Origin of the sequence: Pseudomonas bohemica, from assembly GCF_002934685.1 — a bacterium.
In the GTDB taxonomy this organism is placed as follows: domain Bacteria; phylum Pseudomonadota; class Gammaproteobacteria; order Pseudomonadales; family Pseudomonadaceae; genus Aquipseudomonas; species Aquipseudomonas bohemica.
In genome coordinates, this window is the sequence record NZ_NKHL01000114.1 from 123,700 (window position 1) to 144,548 (window position 20,849).

At 60.7% G+C, this 20,849-nt stretch carries 14 protein-coding genes; 9 read left to right on the forward strand and 5 right to left on the reverse strand.

All coding sequences use genetic code 11. The features are described from left to right. Positions 1–14 precede the first annotated feature (14 nt). Entirely contained in the window at positions 15–623 is a 609-nt protein-coding gene (locus CE491_RS19430) for a CoA pyrophosphatase (protein WP_110949955.1), read from the reverse strand. 147 nt (positions 624–770) lie between these two features. On the opposite strand from CE491_RS19430, the gene CE491_RS19435 reads away from it, so the two are divergent. The 7 genes from CE491_RS19435 (at position 771) to CE491_RS19465 (ending at position 9,576) form a co-directional block, all read left to right on the forward strand. Beyond that, positions 771–1,343, forward strand: a complete 573-nt coding sequence (locus CE491_RS19435; protein ID WP_110949956.1) for an NUDIX hydrolase — start codon at positions 771–773, stop codon at positions 1,341–1,343. Between the two features lie 28 nt (positions 1,344–1,371). Beyond that, complete coding sequence (locus CE491_RS19440; protein ID WP_110949957.1) at positions 1,372–1,935, forward strand: L,D-transpeptidase family protein; 564 nt, start codon at positions 1,372–1,374, stop codon at positions 1,933–1,935. A 390-nt stretch (positions 1,936–2,325) separates the two neighbouring features. After that, positions 2,326–3,057, forward strand: a complete 732-nt coding sequence (locus CE491_RS19445) for a GntR family transcriptional regulator (protein ID WP_110949958.1) — start codon at positions 2,326–2,328, stop codon at positions 3,055–3,057. Positions 3,058–3,146: 89 nt separating this feature from the next. After that, entirely contained in the window at positions 3,147–4,253 is a 1,107-nt protein-coding gene (gene nagA / locus CE491_RS19450) for an N-acetylglucosamine-6-phosphate deacetylase (protein WP_110949959.1), read from the forward strand. After that, positions 4,234–5,256: an SIS domain-containing protein gene (locus tag CE491_RS19455; protein ID WP_110949960.1), complete on the forward strand. Its 1,023-nt coding sequence runs from the start codon at positions 4,234–4,236 to the stop codon at positions 5,254–5,256. Before nagA ends, CE491_RS19455 begins: the two co-directional genes overlap by 20 nt. Positions 5,257–5,295: 39 nt before the next feature. Next, positions 5,296–7,833, forward strand: coding sequence for a phosphoenolpyruvate--protein phosphotransferase (gene ptsP, locus CE491_RS19460; RefSeq protein WP_110949961.1), 2,538 nt, complete (start codon positions 5,296–5,298; stop codon positions 7,831–7,833). Between the two features lie 99 nt (positions 7,834–7,932). Continuing rightward, entirely contained in the window at positions 7,933–9,576 is a 1,644-nt protein-coding gene (locus CE491_RS19465; RefSeq protein WP_407681353.1) for a PTS transporter subunit EIIC, read from the forward strand. Positions 9,577–9,686: 110 nt separating this feature from the next. Here the strand turns inward: CE491_RS19465 and CE491_RS19470 are convergent, their stop codons facing one another. After that, positions 9,687–9,998, reverse strand: coding sequence for a Nif3-like dinuclear metal center hexameric protein (locus CE491_RS19470; protein WP_110949963.1), 312 nt, complete (start codon positions 9,996–9,998; stop codon positions 9,687–9,689). Positions 9,999–10,003: 5 nt separating this feature from the next. Further along, on the reverse strand, positions 10,004–13,903 hold the full coding sequence (gene purL, locus CE491_RS19475) for a phosphoribosylformylglycinamidine synthase (protein WP_110949964.1): 3,900 nt from the start codon (positions 13,901–13,903) through the stop codon (positions 10,004–10,006). A 213-nt stretch (positions 13,904–14,116) separates the two neighbouring features. On the opposite strand from purL, the gene mltF reads away from it, so the two are divergent. Then, positions 14,117–15,577 carry a membrane-bound lytic murein transglycosylase MltF gene (mltF, locus tag CE491_RS19480; RefSeq protein ID WP_110949965.1) on the forward strand — a complete coding sequence of 487 codons (1,461 nt, stop codon included), beginning with the start codon at positions 14,117–14,119 and terminating at the stop codon, positions 15,575–15,577. A gap of 106 nt (positions 15,578–15,683) precedes the next feature. Here mltF and tadA read toward each other — a convergent pair whose 3' ends face one another. Beyond that, positions 15,684–16,166 (reverse strand): tRNA adenosine(34) deaminase TadA, encoded by a 483-nt coding sequence (gene tadA, locus CE491_RS19485; protein WP_110949966.1) that lies wholly within the window; start codon positions 16,164–16,166, stop codon positions 15,684–15,686. Continuing rightward, positions 16,166–17,539 carry a multicopper oxidase family protein gene (locus CE491_RS19490; protein ID WP_110949967.1) on the reverse strand — a complete coding sequence of 458 codons (1,374 nt, stop codon included), beginning with the start codon at positions 17,537–17,539 and terminating at the stop codon, positions 16,166–16,168. Before CE491_RS19490 ends, tadA begins: the two co-directional genes overlap by 1 nt. A 188-nt stretch (positions 17,540–17,727) precedes the next feature. Here CE491_RS19490 and CE491_RS19495 point away from each other — a divergent pair, with 188 nt between their 5' ends. After that, positions 17,728–20,658, forward strand: coding sequence for a membrane-targeted effector domain-containing toxin (locus CE491_RS19495; RefSeq protein ID WP_199885177.1), 2,931 nt, complete (start codon positions 17,728–17,730; stop codon positions 20,656–20,658). The last annotated feature ends 191 nt before the right edge of the window (positions 20,659–20,849 follow it).

Consider the following 20,849-nt stretch of genomic DNA (forward strand, 5'->3'; position numbering starts at 1 on the left):
TGAAAAAGTGTTGATCAGGACTTCGATATCGCAACGGAAAACTTGGGCGGGTGGTGCAGGCTGATATTACTGTCGAACAAGACGTTCATCAGTTCGACAATCATGATCGCGGTCAGGCCCCAGATTTTGTACTCGCCAAAACGATAGCTCGGCACATACCAACTGCGCCCCTGGTGATCGATGCGGTGCGTGTGCTCGCGGACGTCCTGACGGAAAAATTCCAAAGGAACACTGAAGACGGCGGCGATCTCGCCATCGTTAGGCTTGTATTCGACGAAATCGGGAATGAAGCCGACGTAAGGTGTGACCTTGATGCCGTGCTTGGAAATCTGTGGGCTGAGCGGTCCGATGATCTCGACCAGGCCGGGCGGCAGACCGATTTCTTCCTCTGCCTCACGCAATGCGGTGAACACCAGATCGGGGTCATCCGGGTCCCTTCGCCCGCCGGGAAATGCCACTTCGCCACCGTGCGTGGAAAGGCCACTGGCGCGCAGGGTCAGTACCAGCTCCGGCTTGTCGCTGCGAGTAATGGGCACCAGCACTGCGGCCTCGGGAAAGCGTTGGTCCGTCTCCAGAGTGCCCGGCGTGTGGCCGCTTATACGGCGAAGTAACTCGTCCAGCATGAGGGTTCTCGATTTGTTGCCTGTCCGGCATGATGCACCAAAGTGTCGATGCGCCCAACCCCTTGCCCGCTAGTCGAAAGACGCCCCTTGCCGATCACCCGCGCCACACGCCAAGATAGCCGCTGACTTCAGGAACCCGATTCGATCATGAAATTCTGCAGCCATTGCGGCGAACAGCTCATCCAGCGCATTCCCGAGGGCGACAGCCGCCTGCGCTATGTGTGCGAGCACTGCCATACCATTCATTACCAGAACCCCAACATCGTCGCGGGCGTGCTGCCGGTCTGGGAGGGCAAGGTGCTGCTGTGCCGCCGCGCCATCGAACCGCGCCTGGGTTACTGGACGCTGCCAGCGGGCTTTATGGAAAACGGCGAGAGCGTCGACCAGGCCGCGCGTCGGGAAACCGTCGAGGAAGCCTGCGCGGTGCTGGAAGACCTGCACCTGTACGCGATGATCGACGTGCCGCACATCAGCCAGGTGCATATCTTCTACCGCGCCAACATGGCCAGCGCGGATTTCGCCGCGGGCGTTGAAAGCCTTGAGGTGAAGCTATTTGACGAAGTCGATATCCCATGGTCGGAGCTGGCGTTCAATACCGTCAGACGCACCCTTGAATACTATTTTGTAGACCGGCGGCATCAAGAATTCCCGGTGCATACCGATTGTCTTACCGTCGTGCCCCTCTCCAAACCACTTGATCAGATGACCACGCGCGATTGATGCGCAGGCTTCAGGGATACCGTTGAAAATGCGTTGGTTGCTCGCCGTCCTATGTCTGTCGTTCGTCCCGCTGTCGCAGGCCGCGTTCACTCAGACCATCGTGCCCAAGGGCAGTGAGCAGAAATTCGTCGACGGTAAGGTGGTGGATACCCAGGACATCAGCAACCGCATCATCGACAAGATCCTGATCCTCAAATCCGCGCATCAGCTGCAGTTGATGAGCAAGGGCGAAGCTTTGAAAACCTATCGAATCTCGCTGGGCAAGGCGCCAAGGGGACCGAAGCTGCAGGAAGGCGACCAGCGCACGCCAGAAGGTTTCTACTGGCTGGACTACCGCAAGACCAGCGATGCCTACAACCTGTCGCTGCACATTTCCTACCCCAACATCTCCGATTCGGCACGGGCCCGCCGCGAAGGCGTGAACCCCGGAAGCATGATCATGATCCACGGCACGCCGGTCGACGTGGATTACCCGGAGTGGTATTTCCAGACGCTGGACTGGACCAACGGCTGCATCGCCATGAAGAACAGCGACATTCGTGAGGTGTGGGATCTGGTCAAGGACGGCACGATGATCGAGATTCGGCCTTAGGCCTGAACCAGTTAGATACCAGTCATCCTTTCTTTCCCCAATCACCGCACACTGCCTCTGCCCGGAGGGCGTAGGAGCGTGGCTTACCCGCGATCTGGCGCGAAGCGGCAGTAGCGCCTACCTGGGCAACGTGTCTGACACGGCCAATGCGCCTGGTTTACTGCCGCTTCGCGCCAGATCGCGAGCAAGCTTGCTCCTACGGCCTCCCGGCCAGAATCGAAAGCAGCCTGCGTTCCAATCGATAAACCCAAGCCTCTCTCTCGTGCAACGTCACCATAGTGTGACCAAAAGCTCGCCCATCTGACACCAGCCCCATTGACGTGGTATGCAAGTGGTATTACTTTCAGCCAAATTCTCCGAAAAACAACCACCAACACTTCGGACCCCCTCATGAATTCGATTCTCGCTCTGCGTCCCGACGACAGCCAGCCGACGCCGCTGTACCTGCAACTGGCGCGCAAACTGGAAGCGGCTATCCATGCCGGACAGTGGAAGGCCGAGCAGGCGTTGCCATCCGAGCGCAGTCTCAGCGAAAGCCTGAATATTTCTCGGGTGACCGCACGTAAAGCGCTGGAGATTCTGCTGGAGCAGGGCCTGATTCGTCGCAGCCAGGGTTCGGGCACGTTTATCACTCCTCGCTTGGAGCAGCCGCTGTCACGCCTGTCCAGCTTCAGTGAAATGCTGCGATTGAAGGGCTTTACCCCCAGCTCCCAGTGGCTGGAGCGCGATATCGCCCTGCCAACCCACGAGGAACTGATCCGGCTGAGCCTGTCACCCACCGAAAAAATCACGCGGCTCAAGCGTTTGCGCAAGGCCGACGGCATCGTCATGGCGGTTGAATTCAGCGCCCTGCCCACCGCCTTGCTGCCCGAACCGGAAGCCATCGGCGATTCGCTCTACGCCCATCTCGACTCGATCGGGCGCCCGGTGGTGCGCGCCCTGCAACACATCCGCGCGATTAACGCATCCGCCGAAATGGCCGCGCTGGTCGGCATCGAAACCGGTACTGCCATGTTGCTGATGACCCGTATCGGCTATCTGGCCGACAACACGCCCATTGAGCTGACCGACACCTACTGCCGCGACGATTACTACGATTTCGTCGCAGAGCTGCGTCGGTAGAAACTTCATGGATAAGAAGCTTCGCCGGTAAGGCGCTTGGTAGATAAAAAGCTGCGCAGATAAGGCGCGCCCAACACAACGGAGCCCGCATGTCCGACTTCAACATCCTCACCCCCGACGGCTGGATTCGCGGCCAGTTGCAGCATCGCCACGGCCGGGTTACGAGCATTCGGGGCACCCCCTGCAACCCGCAGGACAACCGCCTGCCCTATCTGCTGCCCGGCTTTATTGACCTGCATGTCCACGGCGGCGGCGGCAGCGACATCATGGAAGGCGCCGACGGTTTCGCCACCATTGCCCGCACGCACCTACGTTTCGGTACGACCTCGCTGCTGGCCACCACCATGACAGCGCCTGCCGCCGAGATCCGGCAGATCCTTGAGCAACTGGGCGGGTATTGTCAGCGCCGGGCGTCAGACACCGCTCGCGTGCTCGGCGTGCATCTGGAAGGCCCCTACATCAATCCCGGAAAACTGGGCGCACAGCCCAACCATGCCCACGCCGCGTTGCTCGCCGAAGTTGAAGACTACCTGCAGCTCGCGCCGGTCAAGGTGATCACCATCGCCCCGGAAATTGCCGGTCATGTGGAGCTCATCAAAACCTTGTCATCCCGAGGCGTGCGCCTGCAGATCGGTCACACGCTAGGCAGTTACGAAGAAGGCGTCAAAGCCCTGGAAGCCGGCGCTACCAGCTTCACCCACCTGTACAACGCCATGAGCTCGCTGCATCACCGCGAGCCCGGCATCGTCGGTGCCGCGCTGGCCCATGCGCGATACGCCGAGTTGATTCCCGATCTGTTGCACGTGCATCCCGGCGCGATTCGCGTCGCCCTGCGCTCGATTCCCTGCCTGTACTGCGTGACGGACTCCACTGCCGCCACCGGCATGCCCGATGGTGAGTACAAGCTCGGCAGCCACACAGTCACCAAGTGCCTGGGCGGCGTGCGTCTGGCTGACGGCACGCTGGCTGGCAGCACGCTAACCATGGATCAGGCGCTGCGCAATCTGGTGAAGATCGGCCTGCCACTGGCCGAAGCCTCACAACGTCTGTCGCAATTTCCCGCGGATTATCTCGGCATCGACGAACGCGGTCGTCTGCAAGAAGGCAATTGGGCCGACGCGGTATATCTGGACCGCGACCTGAAACTCACCGCTGTCATGGTCGAAGGAGAGACCCTTGAACTCAAAAATGCTTGATGAGGCGCTCGCCTCTGCCGATGTGGTTCGGCGTCAGCTGGATGTGTTGGAACCGCGGTTGATCGACGTTGCACAGCGTCTGCGCAAGTCTGAACCGCAGGTGATTGTGTCGGTGGCCAGAGGCAGTTCCGATCACGCCGCCAGCTACTTTGCCTACCTGGCCATGCAGCTCACGGGGGTGCCGGTGGCGTCGCTACCGATGTCGGTGGTGACCCTGCACGGCTCTGCGATGCGAGTTCAAGGCCAGGCCGCTATTGGCTTTTCGCAGTCGGGCCAGAGCCCCGATCTGGTGGACAGCCTGCGCAAACTGCGCGAGTGCGGCGCGCTGAGCATCGCCATGGTCAACGCCGAAGACTCGCCCCTCGAACAGGCATGCGAATACACGTTGCCGCTGAGCGCCGGACCCGAACTGAGCGTCGCTGCCACCAAAAGCTTCATTGCCACATTGAGCGCCAGCGCGCGTCTGGTGGCGCACTGGCAGCGGGACGTTCAGCTGTTGCAGGCCGGTCAGACATTGCCAGAACGCCTGCACGAAGCCGCGCGCCAGGACTGGTCGGCGGCCATCGATGCGCTGCGCGACTGTCAGCGCCTGATGGTGATTGGTCGTGGCACCGGCTTTGCCATCGCTCAGGAAGCGGCGCTGAAGTTCAAGGAAACCTCGGCGATTCAGGCCGAAGCCTTCAGCAGCGCAGAAGTGCGGCACGGCCCGATGGCGCTGGTCGACGATCAATATCCATTGCTGATTTTCGCGACTCGCGGCGCCGAACAGGACAGCTTACTCACGCTGGCCGCCGACATGCGTCAACACGGTGCCAAGGTATTGCTGGCGGCCCCGGAAGACATTGCGCAACGTGATCTGACACTGACCCGCGCCGATCATCCGGCGCTCGATCCGATCCTCGCCGTCCAGAGTTTCTACGTGATGGCCGCTGGCCTGGCCGAGGCACGGGGAATGGACCCGGATCAGCCGCGACACCTGAGCAAAGTCACTAAAACCCGTTGATTCCGCGCCGCTTCGACCGACGCCTGCAAGGACAATGTCATGCATAAGAATAATCAAATGACGTTCAGCGCCCCGTTCAGCGGAGCGGTATTGGAACTGGCCACGATTCCCGACCTGGTATTCGCCGAGGGCGCGTTGGGTGACGGTCTAGCCATCGACCCGCTGGACGATGTGCTGCACGCGCCGTTCGCCGGGGTGGTCATCAATGTCGCGCGTACTCGCCACGCCGTAAACCTGCGAGCCGACAACGGCAGCGAATGGCTGCTGCATGTGGGCATCGACACCGTAGGCTTGGGTGGCGAGGGTTTTGAGGCGTTGGTAAAGGACGGTCAGAGGATAAAGGAAGGCCAGCCGTTGCTGCGCTTCGAGCTGGACAAGGTCGCACGTAACAGCCGCAGCCTGGTCAGCCCGCTGGTTCTGCTCAATGGCGACCGGTTCAGCCTGACGCCTGTCCGCGGCTATGGCTCAGTCAACGTCGGCGAGCTTCTGCTGACGGTCACAGCATTGACCCAGACCGCTGAAGACGCCCCAAGTACCGACGTGCGCGCCAGACAAGCCAGAGGCAGCATTCGTGTTGCCCACCATGGCGGCCTGCACGCCCGCCCCGCCGCGCTGGTACGTCAGACCGCTCGCCAGTTCGCCTGCCATGTCGAACTGCATTTCGCCGGCGCCCGCGCCTCGACCGACAGCGTCACCGGGCTGATGGGACTCGGCGTTGCCGAGCAAGACGAAGTGGAAGTGGTGTGTCTGGGCCACGACAGCGAGGTCGCGTTGCAGGCACTGCTCAAGGCGTTGTCGACACCCTCGCCGGACGAAAAACCGCCAGTGGCCGCTCTGCCGCTCCGTACCTCAACGCAGTCTGAAGCCGGGGTGTTGAGCGGCGTCATTGCTTCTCCCGGTCTGGTCAGCGGCCCGCTGTTCCGGCTCGACACCCTTGAGCTGGAAGAAGATTCAGGTGGACATCGCCCTGACGAGCAACGTCAGATTCTGAGCGAAGCGCTAGTGCAGGTACGTGCCGACATCGGCAGTTCTCTGGATCATGATCATCACGAACAGAGCGCGATCTTCGCCACTCACCTGGCAATGCTCGAAGACCCCGCGCTGCTCGACGCCGCCTATGATGCCATTGCTCAAGGTCACAGCGCGGCGCACGCCTGGAGCGAGGCGGTACTGGTTCAATGCACGGTGCTGGAGACACTCGGCAATGCGTTACTCGCCGAACGCGCCAACGATCTTCGCGACCTGCGTCAGCGCCTGCTGCTGACACTGCTTGGGGATGCCCGCAATGTCGAAGTTCCAGCCGGCGCGATCGTCGTCGCTCGCGAGCTGACACCCTCCGACCTGTTAATGCTGGCGCAATGCGCAATCGGCGGGATTTGCATGGCCGAAGGTGGCGCTACGTCTCACGTCGCCATTCTTGCCCGCAGCAAGGGCTTGCCTTGTCTGGTGGCGCTGGGCGCCGGTGTGCTCGATGTTGCAGCGGGCCAGGAAGTGGTGCTGGACGCCGACCACGCTCGTCTTGAACTCAAGCCCGACGCGGCACGCCTGCAAGAAATTCAGACCCTTCGCACGCAACGCTTCGAACAACGCCAACGTCAACAGCAACACGCGCATCTTCCCGCACAGACCCAGGACGGCGCGAGCGTCGATATCGCCGCCAACGTCGCCTCCCGAGGTGATGCCGAAAATGCACAACTCAACGGCGCGGACGGCGTGGGCCTGCTGCGCACCGAATTCCTCTTTGTCGACCGCAGCACCGCGCCAACCGAAGACGAACAGCTGTCGGCCTATCAAGCGGTGCTCGACGCGATGCCGGAAAAACCGGTGATCATCCGCACCATCGACGTCGGTGGCGACAAGCAACTCGAGTACCTGCCATTACCTGTCGAAGCCAACCCGGTGCTGGGGCTGCGGGGGATCCGTCTCGGTCAGGCGCGTCCCGAGCTGCTTGACCAGCAACTGCGCGCATTGCTGCGGGTCAAGCCTCTGGCGCGATGCCGCATTCTGTTGCCGATGATCACAAAAGTCGGCGAGTTGCTGGCGGTGCGGGCACGGATCGACGAGCTGGCTCAGGAAGCAGGCATCAGCGAACGCCCTGAACTGGGCGTGATGGTCGAAGTACCCTCCGCTGCCTTGTTGGCCGGACAACTGGCCGAGCACGCGGATTTTCTGTCCATCGGCACCAACGACCTGTCGCAATACACCCTGGCGATGGATCGCGACCATGCCGGACTTGCCGCGCGCGTTGACGCTCTGCATCCCGCACTGTTGCGGCTGATCGCCATGACTTGCAGCGCTGCCGAAAGCAAAGGCCGCTGGGTGGGCGTGTGCGGCGCGCTGGCGTCGGATCCTCTGGCGACAGCCGCTTTGATCGGGCTGGGTGTACGGGAATTGTCGGTGAGTCCGCCCCAGGTCGCTGAAATCAAGGCACAGGTGCGCGAACTGGACACCCGCCAATGTCAGGCCCTGGCTCAGCATCTGCTGGGGCTGAGCAGCGCCGAGGATGTACGCGCGGCCTGCAGCATCTTTCAGACACAAGCCCTGACACGCAGCGCTGTTGCTGTACAGAACGCCTGAGGCCCTGACCTCAAGAACAAGAAAACAACCAGAACCCCAAGGAGAGACGCCGTGTACCAACACTTCATCGAAGGGTTACAGCGACTGGGCCGGGCGTTGATGCTGCCCATCGCGATTCTGCCGATTGCAGGTCTCTTGCTGCGTCTGGGCGACACCGATCTGCTGGACGTCGCCATCATCCACTCGGCCGGTAACGCGATCTTCAGTAACCTGGCGCTGATCTTCGCCATCGGTATCGCCGTGGGTTTTGCCCGCGACAACAATGGCACCGCCGGGCTGGCGGGGGCGATTGGTTATCTGGTGATGACCTCGACGCTCAAGGTGCTCGACCCGCACATCGACATGGGTATGCTCGCCGGCATCATCGCCGGGCTGTTGGGCGGCGCGATGTATAACCGATTCAAGGAAATTGCCCTGCCGGAGTATCTGGCGTTCTTCGGCGGCCGACGATTCGTGCCGATCGTGACCGGGTTGTCGGCGGTGGTGCTGGGACTTTTGTTTGGCCTGATCTGGCCGCCGGTTCAGCAAGGCATTAATACGCTGGGCCAATTGATGCTGGAAAGCGGCAGCATCGGCGCGTTCTTCTTTGGCGTGATGAACCGCATCCTGATCATCACCGGGCTGCATCACATCCTGAATAACCTGGTGTGGTTCGTCTTCGGCAGCTTTACCGACCCGGAAACCGGGCGTGCGGTCACGGGCGATCTGGCGCGCTATTTCGCCGGTGATCCTCATGCGGGCCAATTCATGACCGGGATGTTCCCGATGATGATCTTCGGCCTGCCCGCTGCGTGTCTTGCGATGTACCGCAACGCGCTGCCGGAGCAACGCAAGCTGATCGGCGGGATTCTGCTGTCGATGGCGCTGACCTCGGCGCTGACGGGGGTGACCGAACCCATCGAGTTCGCCTTCATGTTCCTCGCGCCGATGCTGTATGTGCTGCACGCTCTGTTGACCGGGCTTTCCATGGCACTGGCGAACATGCTGAACATTCATTTGGGCTTCACCTTTTCCGGCGGCGCGATCGACATGGCACTGGGCTGGGGCAAGTCCACCAATGGCTGGCTGGTGTTCCCGCTGGGCCTGGCCTACGCGCTGGTTTATTACGTGGTGTTCGACCAATGCATAAAGCGCTTCAACCTCAGAACGCCCGGACGTGAGCAGGTCCCCGTCAGCATCTCCCACGTTGCGCAAAGTGACCGAGCAGGCGCGTACATTCAGGCATTGGGTGGCGCTGAAAACCTGCTGGGGATAGACGCTTGTACCACCCGGCTGCGTCTGCAACTGGCCGATCGCAGCAAGGCACTGGACGTTGAACTGAAGGCGCTGGGTGCGATGGCGGTGGTGCGTCCGGGTAATGCGGGGAGTTTGCAGGTGGTGGTCGGGCCAATGGCCGACGGGCTCGCAGATGAGCTGCGCAATGCCCTGCCCCATGCGGCAAAATCGCCTGTTGCCGCTGTTCAGACAGAGCCCGAAACCCGCCAACCTGTGGATGTCGCGCAAGCTGCGCAATGGTTCAAGGCGTTAGGTGGCAAGGGCATGGTGGACGTGGAGTGCGTGGCCATGACACGCCTGCGGGTGCAGCTCAAGGATGGGCAATCGCTGGCGGCCGTTCAGCTGGAAGCGTTGGGATCGCAAGGGGTTAGAAGCCTGGGCAACGGGGTATGGCACGTATTGGTCGGGGATGGCGCTCAGGGGTTGAGCGAGGCGTTGCGGGGTTTTATGGAGGTGAGGAAGACTTAAGCATCCTCTAGGATGCGCGCTTCCCGCGATTGCGATCTGTCGGTAACGCATTGGGTAACTGACACACCGCAATCGCGGGCAAGCGCGCTCCTACAAGATACATTGCAAGCTTAAAAATCCGCCAATTTCCAGACTTCATAAGCCGGTGTTTCGTAGGGGTGGCTGATCTTCAGCGCAGCAACCGCCTGCTTGATCAACTCATCGGCGACGACCAACTCGACCTTCCATTCCTCGACGTACTCGATCTCGCCCGCCTGCCCAATGAACGGCTGACTGCCGTCCAAAGGGCGAAACTGACCTTGGCCGAGCACCTGCCATGAGCAGCAGTCATAAGCGCCAATTCGCCCCGCACCGGTGGCGAACAATGCGCTCTTGACCTGCTCCACATGGCTGGCTGGAACGAAGAAGGCGAGCTTGTACATCCCGATCAGTTAACCCAAACCCGCGCATTGCGGAACATCCGCATCCAAGCGCCATCTTCAGCCCACTCATCCGGACGCCAGGAGTTGCCCACAGCGCGGAATACGCGCTCTGGGTGCGGCATCATGATGGTGACGCGACCGTCGCGGGTGGTCAGGCCGGTGATACCACGCGGCGAGCCGTTCGGGTTGGCCGGATAGGCCTCGGTGACCTTGCCGTGGTTGTCGACGAAGCGCATCGCCACGGTGCCGGACAGATCGCTTTCCAGCAGCGCCTCAGGCGATTTGAATTCCGCATGACCTTCGCCGTGAGCGATGGCAATCGGCATACGGGAGCCCGCCATGCCTTGCAGGAAGATCGACGCCGACTTCTGGATTTCGACCATCGCCACGCGCCCTTCGAACTGCTCGGAGCGGTTGCGCACGAAGTGCGGCCAGAATTCGCTGCCCGGAATCAGTTCGCTGAGGTTGGACATCATCTGGCAACCGTTGCAAACGCCGAGCGCGAAGCTGTCGGTACGCTGGAAGAAGCCCTGGAATGCGTCGCGGGCACGGCTGTTGAACAGCGCGGACTTGGCCCAGCCCTCACCGGCGCCAAGCACGTCGCCGTAGGAGAAGCCGCCGCAGGCGACCAGGCCTTTGAAGTCGTTCAGGTCCACACGACCGGCGAGGATGTCGCTCATGTGGACGTCAACCGAGGCGAAGCCGGCGCGGTCGAAGGCTGCTGCCATTTCCACCTGACCGTTCACGCCCTGCTCGCGCAGAACGGCGACCTGGGGCCGCACACCTTTCTTGATATAAGGCGCGGCGATGTCTTCGTTGACGTCATAGCCCAGCTTGACGCTCAGGCCCGGGTTGTCTTCTTCCAGCAGGGCGTCGAACTCCTGATCGGCGCAGTCGGCGTTGTCGCGCAGACGCTGGATCTGATAGCTCGTTTCGCTCCATTGACGTTGCAGCAGACGACGGTCGCCCTTGAACAGCGCTTCGCCGTTCAGGCTGATGGTCACTTCGCCGTTGTTGAGCGGCTGACCGATCACCGCCACGCAGTCTTCGCCCAGGCCCGCAGCGCTGAACTGTGCGAGGACGACCGGAGTCGCGTCCTGACGCACCTGAATCACCGCACCCAGCTCTTCGTTGAAGAGGATGGCCGCGATTTTTTCACGCTTGCCGGTCAGGGTGTCCAGTTCCAGGTTCAGGCCGCAATGACCGGCGAAGGCCATTTCCAGCACGGTGGTCATCAGGCCGCCGTCGGAACGGTCGTGGTAGGCCAGCAGATGGCCGTCGGCGTTGAGGCCCTGAATCACGGCGAAAAAAGCCTTCAGGTCTTCAGCGTCATCGACGTCCGGCGCGGCTTTGCCAAGCTTGCCGTGGGTCTGCGCGAGGATCGACGCACCCATGCGGTTCTGACCACGACCGAGGTCGATCAGGATCAGGTCGGTAATGCCCTTGTCCATGCGCAGCTGTGGGGTCAGGGTGCTGCGGATATCAGTGACCGGCGCGAAGCCGGTGACGATCAGCGACAGCGGCGAAGTGACGGTTTTTTCCGCGCCTTCATCGCTCCAGCGGGTCTTCATGGACATCGAGTCCTTGCCCACCGGAATGGTGATGCCCAGCTCAGGGCACAGCTCCATGCCCACCGCTTTCACGGTGTCGTACAGACGCGCGTCTTCACCTGGGTGACCGGCAGCGGACATCCAGTTGGCCGACAGTTTGATGTCGGAAATCTTCTCGATGCGTGAGGCCGCGATGTTGGTCAGGGTCTCGCCAATCGCCATGCGGCCGGACGCCGGTGCATCCAGCAGGGCCAGCGGCGTGCGCTCGCCCATGGCCATCGCTTCACCGGTGTAGACGTCGAAACTGGTGGCGGTCACGGCAACGTCAGCCACCGGAACTTGCCACGGGCCAACCATCTGATCGCGATTGACCAGACCGGTAATGCTGCGGTCGCCGATGGTAATCAGGAAGTTCTTGCTGGCAACGGCCGGGTGGTGCAGCACGCGCTGTACGCTTTCTTCCAGGTCCAGCGTGCTCGGGTCAAAATCGTCGCCAAGCTCCGCTTCGCGGCTGGCCGAACGGTGCATGCGCGGCGCCTTGCCCAGCAGCACTTCGAGCGGCATGTCCACGGGACTGTTGCCGAAGTGGCTGTCGGTGACGGTCAGTTGCGGCTCTTCGGTGGCTTCACCGACGACCGCGAACGGGCAGCGCTCACGTTCGCAGATGGCCTTGAAGCGCTCGAAATCAGGAGCGCTGACGGCCAGGACGTAACGTTCCTGCGACTCGTTGCTCCAGATTTCCAGCGGCGCCATGCCTGGCTCGTCGTTCGGCACGTTGCGCAGTTCGAAGCGACCGCCGCGGCCGCCATCGTTGACCAGTTCCGGGAAGGCGTTGGACAGCCCGCCCGCGCCGACGTCGTGGACGAAGGAGATCGGGTTCTTGTCACCCAACTGCCAGCAACGGTCGATGACCTCCTGGCAACGGCGTTCCATTTCAGGGTTTTCACGCTGAACCGAAGCGAAGTCCAGATCGGCAGAGCTGGTACCAGTGGCCATGGACGAGGCCGCGCCACCGCCCAGACCGATCAGCATGGCCGGGCCACCGAGCACGATCAGCTTGGCGCCGACGGTAATTTCGCCCTTCTGCACGTGCTCTTCACGGATATTGCCCATGCCGCCCGCCAGCATGATCGGCTTGTGGTATCCGCGGACTTCTTCGCCGTGAGGGGTATTGATGGATTGCTCGAACGTACGGAAATAGCCGGTCAGGGCCGGACGACCGAATTCATTGTTGAACGCCGCGCCGCCCAGCGGGCCCTCGATCATGATGTCCAACGGGGTAACGATGCGCTCGGGTTTGCCATAAGGCTTTTCCCAAGGCTGTTCGAAACCCGGAATGTTCAGGTTGGAAACAGTGAAGCCGGTCAGGCCCGCTTTCGGCTTGGCGCCACGGCCGGTTGCGCCTTCGTCGCGGATCTCGCCGCCGGAACCGGTGGATGCGCCCGGGAATGGAGCGATCGCCGTCGGGTGGTTGTGGGTCTCGACCTTCATCAGAATGTGCACCGGCTCCTGCACCGCGCCGTACTGACGGGTTTCAGGGTTCGGGAAGAAGCGGCCGGCGACGTTGCCGACGATCACCGAGGCGTTGTCCTTATAAGCAGAAAGAACGCCCTCGTTATGCATCTGATAGGTGTTCTTGATCATGCCGAACAGGCTTTTTTCCTGGCTCTGGCCGTCGATGTCCCAACTGGCGTTGAAGATCTTGTGACGGCAGTGTTCGGAGTTCGCCTGGGCGAACATCATCAATTCGATGTCGTGCGGGTTGCGCTTGAGGCCAATGAACGCATCGACCAGATAATCGATTTCGTCTTCGGCCAGGGCCAGGCCAAGCTCGACGTTGGCTTTTTCCAGCGCGGCACGACCGCCACCCAATACGTCGACAGCAGTAAGCGGCTTGGGCGTGGCGTGGCTGAACAGACCGGCGGCCTCTTCCAGCGCGCCCAGCACCAGCTGAGTCATGCGGTCGTGCAGGCTGTCGGCAATGAGCTGCGCGTCGGCGTCGCTAAACTGGCCTTCCACATAAAAGGCAATACCGCGCTCGATGCGTTGGATCCTGGTCAGGCTGCAGTTACGCGCGATATCGGTGGCCTTGCTCGACCACGGCGAAATGGTGCCGAAACGTGGCAACACCAGGAACAGACGACCGCGAGGCTCCTGAACCGGCACGCTCGGGCCGTATTTCAACAGTCGGGCAAGGACTTGCTGCTCGTCCTCGGTCAGGACGCCGGTAACCTCAGCGAAGTGGGCGAATTCAGCGTACAGGCCACTGACAGCCGGAACCTTATCGTTCAGCTGCTCAAGTAATTTCTTGTGGCGGAAGGCGGAAAGGGCGGGAGCACCACGCAGGATCAACATCGTCGGGACAGCCTCGGGAAGGGGGTGTGCTTTGAGGCCGTGCATTCTAGCCTAAACACGCCCTTTGAGCACCCGAAACGAAGGCCGCGACGCACCCGAATGTCGGTGCGAGATAGTTTCTTACAGTAAGAGGTAATAAAACCTCTTGCTCTATCAGACGCGACCCTCGCTGTCGAGATATGGCGGTTAGCGCGCTTTGCGTATACTGCACCGATGTTTTTCCCATCAGATTTCCGCCCACGCTGTGCCAAGTGGCTCATCGCAACCGGAATCTTCCTGCTGCTCAGCGCCTGTGTTGAAAAACCCAACACACTGGAACGAGTCAAGGAGGATGGTGTGCTGCGCGTCGTCACCCGCAACAGCCCGGCGACCTACTTCCAGGATCGCAACGGTGAAACCGGTTTCGAGTACGAGCTGGTCAAGCGTTTCGCCGACGATCTGGGCGTCGAACTGAAGATCGAGACGGCCGACAACCTCGACGATCTGTTCGACCAAATGAACAAACCCGGTGGCCCTGTACTGGCGGCAGCCGGTCTGGTCAGCACCGAAAACCGCGCCAAACAGGTGCGTTTTTCCCATTCGTATCTGGAAGTCACCCCGCAAGTCATCTATCGCAACGGCCAGTCCCGGCCTACCGATCCGGGCGATTTGGTCGGCAAGCGCATTCTCGTGCTCAAGGGCAGCAGCCACGCCGAGCAGTTAGCCGCGTTGAAGGTCAAATACCCCGGCATCAATTACGAAGAGTCGGATCAGGTCGAAGTTGTCGACCTGCTGCGCATGGTAGATGAGGGGCAGATCGACCTGACCCTGGTGGACTCCAACGAGCTGGCGATGAATCAGGTGTATTTCCCCAACGTGCGCGTGGCGTTCGACCTCGGCGATGGTCGTGACCAGCGTTGGGCCGTGGCTCCTGGCGATGACAACAGCCTGCTCAACGAGATCAACAGCTTCCTCGACAAAATGCAGAAGAACGGCATGCTGCAGCGGCTCAAGGACCGCTATTACGGGCATGTGGACGTTCTCGGCTATGTCGGCGCGTACACCTTCGCCCAGCATTTGCAGGAACGGCTGCCAAAGTACGAAAAGCACTTCCAGTCCGCCGCCAAGGAAGAACAGGTGGACTGGCGACTGCTGGCCGCCATCGGTTACCAAGAGTCGTTGTGGCAACCGGGTGTGACCTCCAAGACCGGCGTTCGCGGTCTGATGATGCTCACCCAGAGCACGGCTCAGGCGATGGGGGTTTCCAACCGGCTGGACGCCAAGCAGAGCATTCAGGGCGGCGCCAAGTACTTAGCCTACGTCAAGGATCAACTCGATGAGACGATCCAGGAGCCTGATCGCACATGGCTTGCGCTGGCTTCCTACAACATCGGCACCGGACATCTCGACGATGCCCGCAAGCTCGCGGAAAACGAAGGCCTGAACCCGAACAAGTGGCTGGACGTGAAGAAAATGCTGCCGCGTCTGTCGCAGAAGAAGTGGTACAGCAAAACGCGATACGGCTATGCGCGGGGTGGCGAGCCGGTCAGCTTCGTCGCCAACATCCGTCGTTATTACGACATCCTTACGTGGGTAACCCAGCCGCAGCTTGAGGGCAGCCAGGTAGCCGAGGGCGCGCTGCATGTGCCGGGTGTGGACAAGACCAAGCCGCCGGAAGACAAGGCGCCGCTGTAGCACCATTCTGTAGGAGCGCGCTCGCCCGCGATTGCGGAGGGTCTGTAACCCGATCCTACATCTGACACAAAGCATTAGCGGGCAAGCGCGCTCCTACAGGTCTTTCCTAGCCTTTAAGCCTGCGCATCCTGAAAAACTCACTCAACATCGTCCCGCACTCCTCTTCCAACACTCCGCCTTCGAACAGCACCCGATGATTGAGAAATGGCTGGGTGAAAAACTGGCCCTGACTCTGCACCACTCCCGCCTTGGGCTCGGTCGCACCATATACCACCCGACCGATACGCGAGTGCACGATCAATCCCGCGCACATGCTGCACGGCTCCAGCGTCACGTACAGCGTGCTGCCCGGCAGACGATAGTTGCTCAGCGCCTGGGCGGCCGCCCGAATGGCGACCATTTCGGCATGGGCACTGGGGTCGCTACCGCTGATGGGACAGTTGTAGCCACGGCCAATGATCACACCGTCATGAACCACCACAGCGCCCACAGGCACCTCGCCCAGCATCGCCCCTTCGGCGGCCAACGCCAGGGCTTCACGCATGAAATGCTGATCGCGGCTGCGATCAATGATTTGCGGCTGCCGCATTACGAAACCTCGATAGCTGCCATAAGACCAGTCTCCATGTGATCGATCACATGGCAGTGGAACATCCACACGCCGGGATTATCCGCTACCAGCGCGACGCGTGCGCGCTCGTTTCGGCCCAACAGATAGGTATCGGTGAAATACGGGATGACTTTCTGGCGGTTGGAAGCGATGACCTTGAAGCTCATGCCGTGCAAGTGAATGGGGTGCTGGTACTGCGTCATGTTCTTCAGTTCGAAGATGTAACTCTTGCCCTTTTCGAGCCTGGCGATAGGTCTTTCGGCGCAGGTTTTATCGGTGACATCCCAAGCCTGGCCGTTGATTTGCCACAGGCTTGGCGGCTTGCCGTTATCGACATTGACCGATACCGCGCCGGCCCACTCGAAATTGAAGTTGAGCTTATCGGCATTGGCCAGATCCGGCTCGGCCACCGGATTAGCGGGCAATTCCGGCGGCCAGTCACCGGACGCGTCGTGATTGGCAACCGAGCGAAACGTACCCAGTCGCACAGGACCATTGCGCAGCGAGATTTCTTCTCCAACCGGGGGCGCCTTGATCGCCAGACAAATCCGCATCCCTGGCCCCAGCCAGTAATCCTTGCCCAATGGACGCGGTTTGACCGGATTGCCATCCAACGCATAGATCATCGCTTGCGCGCCCAGGAGATTCAGGCGGTAGGTCACGGTGTTGTCGAGGTTGAGAATGCGCACGCGGGTGATCTGGCCGGCTGGCAATTCAACTGTCCCTTGCGGTACGCCATTGATCGTGGACAGCCGCCCAGCCGTACCCTCCCGAGCCGCCTCACGAGTCACACTGAACTCTGTGAACGCGCCCTGCTCATCCACATGCCAACTCTTCAAACTGACCACTCGTTCATGCAGGAAACCGGTGGGCTCACGCTCCTCGACAATCAACGGCCCGACCAGCCCGCGCCCCAGCTCTTCGCTACTGCTGACATGAGGGTGATACCAGTAGCTGCCAGCGTCGGGCACCCTGAAGCTATAGTCGAAGTACTCGCCGGGTTTGACCGGCAACTGCGATACATAAGGCACGCCGTCCATCTCCAGTGGCAGACGAATGCCATGCCAATGGATGGTGGTCTCCACCGGCAAATGATTGATGAAGCGCACCCGCAGCCATTTACCCTGGCGTACGCGCAATTCGGTTCCCGGCGCCGAACCACCGAAGGCCCAGGCGGGCGTCTGGTGGCCAGCGACCAGTTCAACATCCAGCGGCGCGGCAATCAGCTCGTAGTCGTGCCCTTCCCCCGGCCCCGACCTGCCCAGCCAGTATCGCGAAGCGCCGCCCGCGCCCAGCCCAACAACGGCTAGACCCGCCAGACCTCCGAGAATTTGTCGACGGGTAAAGGACATCTGCCAAGGCACCTTCGTGAAAGCCGGAAAAGAAGAACAAAGTGCTGAACGAGAGCATTTGCGAGGGGCGAATACGATACACCTGCGTTTGCGGAAAAATAAGCGAACACAGGGTGCGGTACATATTTAGTACCAATTGAGTGGTGCGAATGGGGAACCTCGGGACTCATTTATCAAGGACGACAATCATGCCTTCCATTACTGCGGACATTCCCGATCCAACTGCCGACAGAAAAACCCTTGAAGCCATCGCCAAGAAACTGGTGGCCAACTGTCCGGACCTGCGCGAATTGGCGCGCGGTGCCGCCCGTGAAATCCTGCGTCAGCACCGGCTCGACTGTCTGGAACCCGATGCCGTTTACTGGCATCGCTTCGACGTCACCGAAAGCAGTCCGCGAACCTTCAACGGCTGGCGGCACATAGACAAGCCGGTTACATCGTTGACCCTGCCGCAGCTGGTGATGCACCGCTTCAATGCAACTGATCAGGACAGTGCCGACTCCCTGCAAGCGATGAGCGGGTTCTATACCGCCGGCCCAGACGCCGAGGTCTTCGACGAAACCAACGAAGTTCGCCTGCTGCCGCAGACAGTGATGAACGCGTTCTGGGCGCTGGACTTCAAGAGCGAATTCACATCCAAGATGAACGCCTTCTGGCGAGATCGCGCGGACGATTTCAGGACACTGACCAAGGCAAATTTCATCGCCAGGGCCGTGGAGGATCGTCGCAGCGGCACCCTCAACGCCGAGCAATTCAAGGCGCTCATGGCGGCTGTGGGTCTGGATTCGAGTAAACCGATCTCCCTGGCGATGCTGCAATCCGAAGCCCCGCTCGGAGTCGGGGTCCGTGTCGCGAAACTGGACATTGCCGGGTATGAAGCCAGCGACATCCTGCGAATCGTCGAAGACAGCGGTCGGCAATTCCTCTACGTGCCCGGTGAAGTGGATGCCTTCCACGTTTTCGATACCCCGGACGAATTGCAATGGTGGCTGATGACCCATAGCAATGAGGTCCACAATCGAGCGCAGTTCATGTCACATTTCGCTCTGTGCACCCACTCGGAGGGTGATCAGCAGATCGGGCTGAATCATGCACTGGACCTGATGTTCAGCAACTGGGGCCCGCACGCTCATCCGGTGGTTAATCGGGACGATCACGCCATTGCCGGTGACCCCTTCACCCACCTGCGCGACGCCGCCCGGCTGCGCATGGAGGCCGATGCGCAATTCGCCCTGTACTCCAACAGCGAACTGCGCAAGCAACTGTGGCTCGGCTACCTGCGAGCATTTGGCCAGACCTTCGGTGCCCTGGCGGCGCTGGACTGGCCGATCGCGTTGGCAGCAGTGGGCGCGGGATTGGCCGACGTCGGTTTGAGCATCGACCAGGCGATACATGGCCACACCACTGCAGAGCGCAAAAACGGAGTGGTTGGCGCCATCCTCGGCGGCATCGATGTGCTGTTCGATGGTCTGTTTCTGATGCCGGACACGACGCCGGAGATTGCCGAAATGGCAGTGGAAAGTGAGCCGGTCGCCCTCTCTGACCCTGCGTTGGAAACACCCGCCGCTCCCTTATCCGCGGATCTGCAGCGTACGATGCCGGAGCTGACGTACATCGATGAATCAGCCAACCTGCTGGCGCCGTTCGAAACCAATGAAGTACGCGAGGACTATCCCGAGCCGCCTACCACAGGCCGGATGCGCAATGTGTACCAGACTGGCCACGGCACGACCCTTATCTTCATCGACGGCATCGGCTATCAGGTGCGCTATGTCAATGAGCTCAATAGCTGGGTCATTGTCGATCCGCAGAACCCCTTCTCGTTCCACCGCAACCTGCCTGTCCGCTTGAACGCGGACGGGAACTGGGAACCCATCAACCAGGGCCTGCGCGGTGGAGGCGGTGCCGTGCGCAAGTTGTCCGCACGAGGCAATACCGTAGCGCCTGTCAGCGCAGCGCCACCAAGTCCTTATGACATGCCTCAGGAACTGCGAGAACCGTTGCGCGCCCGGATCGAAAGCCCCAGTAACAAACCTTTCGACGGCGATTATGCTTCGCTCGATCCAGACAATCCGTTCGAGATTTTCTTCGCCACGCGCCGTCGCCTGCTCAGCGATGCAGATGCCTTTTATGCACATCTGCAAACCCCTGAGCGCCCGCCGATGCCCGTGATAGCCTCCGAATCGCCGCCCAAATTGGCGCTCAAGCAACTTTACGAGAACGCACCCGGCCTGGTGATCGGTGAAAGTCACAACTGCGTAGCCAGCAAACAATTTCTGATCGACAACATGGGGCAACTGGCCAGGCAAAATGTCAGGACGCTCTATATGGAGCATCTACTCACCGATTTGCATCAGGTCGATCTGGACGCCTTCGCCAAGACGGGGATCATGCCGCCCAAGCTCGAGGCGTACTTGCAGTATCTGGACTGGGGCCACCATACCGATACGACCGGGCGGTACACCTTCCTCAATCTGGTCAAAACGGCCAACAAGTATCGCCTACGCATACGCGCTATCGACTGCATGACCAGTTACCGGGTCGCCGGGATACCCGACCCCCACGGCACACTGCGCGAAAAAATGATGAACTACTTCGCCTTTACCGTCATCAACGCCGATCGGACCGCGCTAGGCGGCGGCAAATGGGTGGCGCTGGTAGGCAATGCACACGCGAACACCTTCAATCAGGTCGCCGGTGTGGCAGAACTCGAGGGTGTCATCGGCCTACGCATCATCGACGTCAATCCCGGCGAGGCAGCAGGTTTCGATCCGGACCCAGGAGAAGACATGAACAACGCGGTGGGCATACCCGCCGGGCGAGTCAAAAGTGACTTCAGGCTGCGGATGCCAGTTATCGGACGCAGAACACACCTCGTGGAAGCACCGGGCTTGCTGGACGCCCAGCTACGTCATCCGGGCGACTTCACCATTATGCAAACAGGCGACTCTCCCGAACTCATCCACCGCAACCGCGACGGCTTCCTCGCCTACACGCCCATCAGAAGGGATGGCGCCCAGCTCTATGTTCAACGCTCCGACTGGCCGATGGTAAGCGGCCGGCGCTTCGACAACCTCGTCGAACTGTCGGCGGCCCTGAAACTGACAGGATTAAAGTAGATCGCCCGAAACGACGAAGCCGAATGCGCCTTGTAAAGGCGACATCCGGCTTCGGACGGGAATGGCTGAAGTCTCGGTGAGGCTTCAACTGCGTTTCATGATCATTCCACTCAATTATCAATAGACGCTTTCATGCCAGTAATTTACAGGTTTTAAAGGCACCTCTAATTTTAAAACCATGAAAAATACCA